This window comes from Mycobacterium innocens, from assembly GCF_900566055.1.
Lineage (GTDB): Bacteria > Actinomycetota > Actinomycetes > Mycobacteriales > Mycobacteriaceae > Mycobacterium > Mycobacterium innocens.
This window is the reverse complement of record NZ_UPHQ01000258.1, coordinates 1-7,102: the sequence shown is the minus strand read 5'-3', so window position 1 is coordinate 7,102 and position 7,102 is coordinate 1. Positions and strand designations below refer to the sequence as shown.

General features: G+C 68.0%; 7 protein-coding genes and 1 pseudogene. 5 read left to right on the top strand and 3 right to left on the bottom strand.

What is annotated here, in order from left to right; genetic code table 11:
- On the bottom strand, window positions 1–171 hold a 171-nt coding region (locus tag EET03_RS25115), incomplete at its 3' end, for a PPE domain-containing protein (RefSeq protein WP_122508840.1).
- 211 nt (window positions 172–382) lie between these two features.
- On the opposite strand from EET03_RS25115, the gene EET03_RS25110 reads away from it, so the two are divergent.
- Entirely contained in the window at window positions 383–1,453 is a 1,071-nt protein-coding gene (locus tag EET03_RS25110; protein WP_075541949.1) for a DUF475 domain-containing protein, read from the top strand.
- A gap of 9 nt (window positions 1,454–1,462) precedes the next feature.
- Here the strand turns inward: EET03_RS25110 and EET03_RS25105 are convergent, their stop codons facing one another.
- Entirely contained in the window at window positions 1,463–1,951 is a 489-nt protein-coding gene (locus EET03_RS25105) for an inorganic diphosphatase (protein ID WP_063469355.1), read from the bottom strand.
- Window positions 1,952–2,114: 163 nt separating this feature from the next.
- On the opposite strand from EET03_RS25105, the gene dacB reads away from it, so the two are divergent.
- The 4 genes and pseudogenes from dacB (at window position 2,115) to hpt (ending at window position 6,162) form a co-directional block, all read left to right on the top strand.
- Window positions 2,115–3,500 carry a D-alanyl-D-alanine carboxypeptidase/D-alanyl-D-alanine endopeptidase gene (dacB, locus tag EET03_RS25100; protein WP_081254746.1) on the top strand — a complete coding sequence of 462 codons (1,386 nt, stop codon included), beginning with the start codon at window positions 2,115–2,117 and terminating at the stop codon, window positions 3,498–3,500.
- Entirely contained in the window at window positions 3,497–4,558 is a 1,062-nt protein-coding gene (locus EET03_RS25095) for a zinc-dependent metalloprotease (RefSeq protein ID WP_075541950.1), read from the top strand. The genes dacB and EET03_RS25095 overlap by 4 nt, the downstream gene beginning before the upstream one ends.
- Complete coding sequence (gene tilS, locus EET03_RS25090) at window positions 4,537–5,526, top strand: tRNA lysidine(34) synthetase TilS (RefSeq protein WP_075541947.1); 990 nt, start codon at window positions 4,537–4,539, stop codon at window positions 5,524–5,526. Before EET03_RS25095 ends, tilS begins: the two co-directional genes overlap by 22 nt.
- Window positions 5,523–6,162: pseudogene (hpt, locus tag EET03_RS25085) on the top strand (hypoxanthine phosphoribosyltransferase). The gene tilS and the pseudogene hpt overlap by 4 nt, the downstream one beginning before the upstream one ends.
- Before the next feature lie 4 nt (window positions 6,163–6,166).
- Here the strand turns inward: hpt and EET03_RS25080 are convergent.
- Window positions 6,167–6,916, bottom strand: a complete 750-nt coding sequence (locus EET03_RS25080; RefSeq protein ID WP_075541948.1) for an SIMPL domain-containing protein — start codon at window positions 6,914–6,916, stop codon at window positions 6,167–6,169.
- Between the last annotated feature and the right edge of the window lie 186 nt (window positions 6,917–7,102).

Genomic DNA, 7,102 nt, shown 5'->3' with positions numbered 1-7,102 from the left:
CGGCCCACCCGTCAACGCCGCAATCACCGCATCAAACGATGACGCCGATCCCGCCAACTCCGCAGCCAGACCCTGCCACGCCCACGCCGCCGCAAACAACGGCCCCGCCCCAGCACCAGCAAAAATCCGCGCCGAATTGATCTCCGGCGGCAACCACGCGAAATCTGACAAGGGAATGCTCCTTCACAAAGTTGCGGCGCCGTGGTCGCTCAGCGTGCCCACGACTGCTTGCGACCAGGCCGCGGGGTTGAGGACAAGCGTTGCAGGGATTCATTGGGCGGCTATTGGGTAAAAATGAAATGGGCGGCCAGTCGGTATCTGCGCCGCCATCGTGAAGCCGATATCCGGCCGCGGCATTCCGGGCGGCGCTCGGAAAGGAACCATGACAACGATCCGCATTTTCGGGTTGTCGCTGCTGTTCACCGCGGGCGCGCTGGCCATCGGCTATTGGCACGGCGGGCCGACCGCGCTGTTCTTGCTGGTCGTGCTGGCGGTGTTGGAGGTGTCGCTGTCGTTCGACAACGCCATCATCAACGCCACGATCCTGAAGCAGATGAGCCGGTTCTGGCAGCAAATGTTTCTGACTGTCGGGATTCTGATCGCGGTGTTCGGGATGCGGTTGGTGTTTCCGTTGGCCATCGTGTGGGTCACCGCCGGGCTGGACCCGGTACATGCGATGGACCTGGCGCTCAATCCGCCGCTCAACGGCGCGCTGGAGTTTCCGGACGGCTCGCCGAGCTACGAAAAGCTGATCAAAGACGCCCATCCGCAGATTGCGGCATTCGGCGGAATGTTTTTGCTGATGTTGTTCCTGGACTTCGTTTTTCACGATCGAGACATCAAGTGGCTGAAGTGGATCGAAGCGCCGTTCGCCCGCGTCGGCCGGCTCGGGCAGGTGCCGGTGGTGGTGGCGTGTGTAGCGCTGGTCCTTGTCGGCACGGAGTTGACGCACTCGGGCGACGAGCGGGCGAGCGTCCTGATCGCCGGGCTACTTGGTCTGGTGATCTACCTCGTCGTCAACGGTTTGAGCCGGGCGTTCCGGCCTCCGGAAGCAGCAGCGTCAGACGTCGGGGGAGCGGGGGCAGTCGGCAAAGCCGGCTTCACGCTCTTCCTCTATCTCGAGGTGCTCGATGCGTCTTTTTCCTTCGACGGTGTCACCGGAGCCTTCGCGATCACCAGCGATCCGATCATCATTGCGCTGGGCCTCGGCCTGGTGGGCGCCATGTTCGTCCGGTCGATCACCATCTATCTGGTCCACCAAGAAACCCTGGACCGGTACGTATATCTCGAGCACGGCGCGCACTGGGCGATCGGGGCTCTCGCGGTGATCATGCTGATATCCGTCAACCACCGCTTACAGTTGCCGGAGTGGATCACCGCCTCGATCGGGGTGGTCTTCATCGCGGCCGCCGTCACCAACAGCGTGCTGCGCAATCGGCGAATCGCCAGGTGATGTGCGAAATCAGTGCCCGCCGGCCTGGAATCGCTCCACCGAGCGCTGCACCTCGGCTTCGGCTTCCTTGCGGCCCACCCAGTCGGCGGCCTTGACGAACTTGCCCGGCTCCAGGTCCTTGTAGTGCACGAAGAAGTGCTTGATCGCGTCCAACTCGAAGGCCGGAACGTTTTCGAGGTCCTGGATGTGGTCCCAGCGGGGGTCTTCGGCCGGGACGCACAGCACCTTGTCGTCACCGCCCTTCTCGTCGACCATCCGAAACATTCCGACCGGCCGGGCCGCCACCAGCACCCCCGGGAACACCGCCTCGGGCAGCAGCACCATCGCGTCGAGCGGGTCGCCGTCCTCACCGAGGGTGTCCTCGATGAAGCCGTAGTCGGCCGGGTAGGCCATCGGGGTGTAGAGGTAGCGGTCCAGGCGGACCCGGCCCGTCTCGTGGTCGATCTCGTACTTGTTGCGCTGGCCCTTGGGAATTTCGATGGTCACGTCGAATTGCACCGCGTGGCTCCTTTGGATAAGCGAGGCCCGGGAGAGGCTTGAGTAGGTCGAATGCCGTCGCGGCTACACCCTAGTCCAGCGATACCGTGGCGCTGCCCCGTGGCCGGTTCGGCACAATGGGACACGGAAAGGACCGGAAAGGACGCTGTAAGGCAGGAGAGTCATGGGTCCCAGACGTTGGCGGAAGACCACCCACGTGTTCGTGGGGGTGGCTGTGCTGGCGTTTGTCGCCGCCGTGGTGGCGGCCGCGGCGTTCTTCACGACCGGTAGTCACGGAGCCGGTGCGCGCCCGCCGGTCCCGCCGCCGCGCCCGCCCACGGTCAAGCCGGGGGTGACTCCGGTGGTGGACACGGCTCCGGCGCCCGGCGCAGCGGGGGTGGCCGCGGCGCTGGCCCAGGCCGCAGCCGACCCCAACCTGGGCAGGCTGGGCGGGCGGGTCACCGACGCCTTGACCGGCCAGGAGCTGTGGCGCCAGCTCGATGACGTGCCGTTGATCCCGGCGTCGACCAACAAGGTGCTGACCGCGACGGCGGCACTGCTCACCCTGGACCGACAGGCCCGGGTCAGCACCCGGGTAGTGGCCGGCACCCGCGACAGCCAGGGGCCGGTGGTTCTGGTGGGTGCCGGGGACCCGACGCTGTCGGCCGCGCCTCCGGGTGTCGACACCTGGTACCGAGGGGCGGCGCGCATCAGCGACCTCGTCGAGCAGATCCGCCGCAGCGGCATGACGCCGACAGCGGTGCAAGTCGACATCTCCGCGTTCACCGGGCCGACCATGGCGCCGGGCTGGGACCCGGCCGACGTCGACAACGGTGACATTGCCCCGATCGAGGCGGCCATGATCGACGCCGGCCGGATCCAGCCCACGACCGTCAACTCCCGGCGGTCGCGGACCCCGGCGTTGGACGCCGGGCGGGAGCTGGCCAAAGCCCTCGGCCTGGACCCGGCGGCGGTGACGATCGCCTCGGCACCGGCCGGCGCGCGGCAGCTGGCCGTGGTGCAGTCGGCGCCGTTGATCCAACGGCTGTCCCAGATGATGAACGCCTCCGACAACGTGATGGCCGAGTGCATCGCCCGTGAGGTGGCCGCCGCCATCAACCGGCCGCAGAGCTTCACCGGCGCTGTCGACGCGGTGATCACCCGGCTCAACAGCGCGCACATCGACACCGCCGGCGCCGCGCTGGCCGATTCCAGCGGGTTGTCGGTCAATGACCGGCTCACCGCGCGCACGCTCGACGGCGCGATGCAGGCGGCGGCGGGCCCGGACCAGCCGGCGTTGCGCCCGCTGCTGGATCTGCTGCCGATTGCCGGCGGCAGCGGCACGCTGGGTGAACGCTTCCTGGACCGGGCCACCAACCTGGGCCCGGCCGGCTGGTTGCGGGCCAAAACCGGCTCGTTGACGGCGATCAACTCGCTGGTCGGTGTGCTCACCGACAGCAGCGGACGGGTGCTCACGTTTGCGTTCCTGTCCAACGATGCCGGGCCGAACGGTCGCAACGCGATGGACGCCCTGGCGACCAAACTGTGGTTCTGCGGGTGCACGACGTGACGGCACCCTCGGAGCTGACCCTGGGCAACACCGTCGATTGGCGATTTGCGGCCACAGTGGGGGAGCGGCTGGCCCGCCCGGGCCCGCCGTCCACCGAATACACCCGCCGCCAGGTGATCGGCGAGCTGATGCGGGCGGCGGAGAAGGCAGAACCGCCCGTTCGCGACGTGACCGGGCTGATCACCTCGGGTGCGGTGCCGCCGGCGCGGGTCCTGGACCGGCCGGCATGGGTGCGGGCGGCCGCCGAATCGATGCGGGCGATGACCAACGGCACCGACAAGCCCCGGGGTTTTCTCACCGGCCGGGTCACCGGCGCCCAGACCGGGGCTGTGCTGGCGTTCGTGGCCTCGGGCATCCTCGGCCAGTACGATCCATTTGCCGCCGCCGAGGGCGCCGGAATAGGCGGTCTGCTGCTGGTGTATCCCAACGTCATCGCGGTCGAGCGGCAACTTCGGGTCGACCCTTGGGATTTCCGGCTGTGGGTGTGCCTGCACGAGGTCACGCACCGGGTGCAATTCACCGCCAACCCCTGGCTGGCCGGCTACATGCAGGAAGCGCTGGGTCTGCTCACCCGGGAACCGGCCGACGATCTCGGTCAGGTGGTGAGCCGGCTGGCAGACTTCATCCGCAACCGCGGCGACTCGTCCGACGACTCCGGCGGCCACGTGTCCGGCATTCTGGGTGTGGTGCGCGCCCTGCAGTCCGAGGCGCAACGCCGGGCTCTGGATCAGCTGTTGGTGCTCGGCACGCTGCTGGAAGGCCACGCCGAGCACGTGATGGACGCGGTGGGGCCGGTGGTGGTGCCGTCGGTGGCCACCATCCGCCGCCGCTTCGACGAGCGACGTCAGCGCAAGCAACCGCCGCTGCAGCGGCTGCTGCGGGCCCTGCTGGGCTTCGACGCCAAGCTCAGTCAGTACACCCGCGGCAAGGTGTTCGTCGACGAGGTGGTGGGCCGGGTCGGGATGAAGCGGTTCAACACGATCTGGACGGGTCCGCAGACACTGCCCCTGCCGGCCGAGATCGAAAACCCGCAGCGATGGATCGACCGGGTGCTGTAGCGCAGCTGCGCAGGGCTGTCGAGAAGTTCGTCGCCCAATACCTCGGCTCCGCCGAGCACCTCGGCTCCGCCGAGCAGTGGTGCGTGGGGCTGTCCGGCGGCCCGGACTCGTTGGCCCTCACCGCTGTTGCGGCGCAACTGCGGCCCACCACCGCGCTGATCGTCGACCACGGTTTGCAGCCGGATTCGGCTGCGGTCGCCGAAACCGCACGGGCACAAGCTATTTCGTTGGGCTGTCGGGACGCGCAGGTGGTCTGCGTTCAGGTAGGGACTGACGGCGGGCTGGAGGCCGCGGCGCGTGCCGCTCGCTATGCCGCGCTGGAGGCCCGCCGCGACGGTCCGGTCCTGTTGGCCCACACGCTCGACGACCAAGCCGAGACCGTGCTGCTGGGGCTCGGCCGCGGTTCGGGGCCCCGGTCGATCGCCGGCATGCGTCCCTACGATCCGCCGTGGTGCCGGCCGCTGCTGGGGGTGCGTCGCAACGCGACGCACGCTGCCTGCCGGGAGCTGGGTCTGACCGCCTGGCAGGATCCGCATAACGACGACCGGCGCTTCACCCGGACAAGGCTGCGCCAGGAGGTGCTGCCGCTGCTGGAGGACGTCTTGGGCGGCGGCGTGGCCGAAGCGCTGGCCCGCACCGCGACGGCGTTGCGTGAGGACACCGACCTGATCGACACGATCGCGGCTCGGGCGCTGACCGCCGCAGCAGCCGGTTCGGGACTGGACACCGCGGCGCTGACCGCGCTGCCGGGCCCGGTGCGACGCCGGGTGATCCGCAGCTGGCTGCTGGCCGGCGGCGCGACGGGGCTGACCGACAAACAGATCCGCGGCGTCGACGCGCTGGTCACCGACTGGCACGGCCAGGGTGGCGTGGCGGTCGGGTCGGCATCTCGGGGTCAGCGATTGTTCGCGGGACGACGTGACGGCGTGCTGTCCTTGCGGCTCGAGCCTGTCGGGAAACCGATTTGACGCCTGTGTTGGTTGTCGGTCGGTCGACGTCGCTACGCTGTGGTCGTGGCTGAGACCTTCCCGGGGCAGACGGCGGAGCTGTACCCGGGGGATATCAAGTCCGTGCTGCTCACCGAGGAGCAGATCCAGCGCCGCATCGCCGAACTCGGCGCCCAGATCGGCGACGACTATCGCGACGTGTCCGCGACGACCGGCCAGGATCTGTTGTTGGTCACCGTGCTGAAGGGCGCGGTGCTCTTTGTCACCGACCTGGCGCGTGCGATTCCGTTACCCACCCAGTTCGAATTCATGGCGGTGAGTTCCTATGGGTCCTCGACATCGTCGTCGGGAGTGGTGCGCATCCTCAAAGACCTCGACCGCGACATCCACGACCGTGACGTGCTGATCGTCGAGGACGTCGTCGACTCGGGTCTCACGCTTTCGTGGCTGTTGCGCAACCTCAAGAGCCGCCATCCCAGGTCGTTGCGCGTGTGCACGCTGCTGCGTAAGCCTGATGCGCTGGGAGCCAACGTCGATATCGCCTACGTCGGCTTCGACATTCCCAACGACTTCGTGGTGGGCTACGGCCTGGACTACGACGAGCGCTACCGCGACCTGTCATACATCGGGACGCTGGACCCCCGGGTCTACCAGTAGGGGCCTAATCCAGTTCCCACACAGCGGTCACCGAGAAGCTGACCGTCTGCTGACCGGGTTCGATGGGCACCGGGGTCGCCGCGCGCGGCGGTGCCGGCGGGGCAGTCCTCGTCGGCGCGGTGGAACCGGACCCCTCCGAGATCGACAGCACCTTGCCCAGGCGCAGCCCCGACAACTGCGCGTATTGCTGGGCACGGTTCTTGGCGTCGTCGAAGGCGCGGGCCCGCGCATCCTTCACCAGCTGCGAGTCGTCGGCGATGGAATAGCTGACCGAACTGATCCGGGTGGCGTCACCGCCCGTGGTGACGATCAGGGCCAGCAGCCGCGAGGCGGCATCGGTGGGGTGAATCTTGACCTCGATGGCGTTGTCGGCGCGGTAGCTGGTGATCGTGGCGGTTCCGCCCGGCTCCGCGCTGCTGTACTGCGGTTGCAGGCTGACCTCGGTGGTGCGAATGTCCTTGCGGTCCACCCCGGCCCCCACCAGCGCATTGATCACCGCCTGCTGGCGGTCGTTGGTCTGGTTCATCGCGCTGGTGACGTCGGCTGCGGTGAACTCGATTGCGACGTCGGCGGTCAATGTGTCCGGAACACCTTGCACCTGCCCCGACCCGAAGACGGTCACCTGACGAGGATTTGCCCCGGGCGGCGACGCATCGTGGGAATCGCACGCTGACAGCGACGCGGCGACCAGGCCCGCGACGGCCAGGGCAACCGACTTGCGGACGACCCGTGGGGCGCTTTGTGTGAACGGCATGCGCTACCCTAGCGGGAGTTTCCGGCCTTCGTTGATCGACGGCCTGATTTGCCCTGGTGGGGTTGTGTTTTTGGGCAGGGCTGGTGTATTACCCAACTCGCGGTGTTGGGCGCTGTTGGTCAGCGGGTGGGTGCGTATTGGTGGATTGCGAACAGGTCGGCGAGTCGCTGTTGGGTCGGGCTCATG

Coding starts and splice junctions, on each gene's coding strand:
- EET03_RS25080 (WP_075541948.1), bottom strand. CDS start 6,916: ATGCCGTTCACACAAAGCGCCCCACGGGTCGTCCGCAAGTCGGTTGCC.
- tilS (WP_075541947.1), top strand. CDS start 4,537: ATGGATCGACCGGGTGCTGTAGCGCAGCTGCGCAGGGCTGTCGAGAAG.
- EET03_RS25110 (WP_075541949.1), top strand. CDS start 383: ATGACAACGATCCGCATTTTCGGGTTGTCGCTGCTGTTCACCGCGGGC.
- dacB (WP_081254746.1), top strand. CDS start 2,115: ATGGGTCCCAGACGTTGGCGGAAGACCACCCACGTGTTCGTGGGGGTG.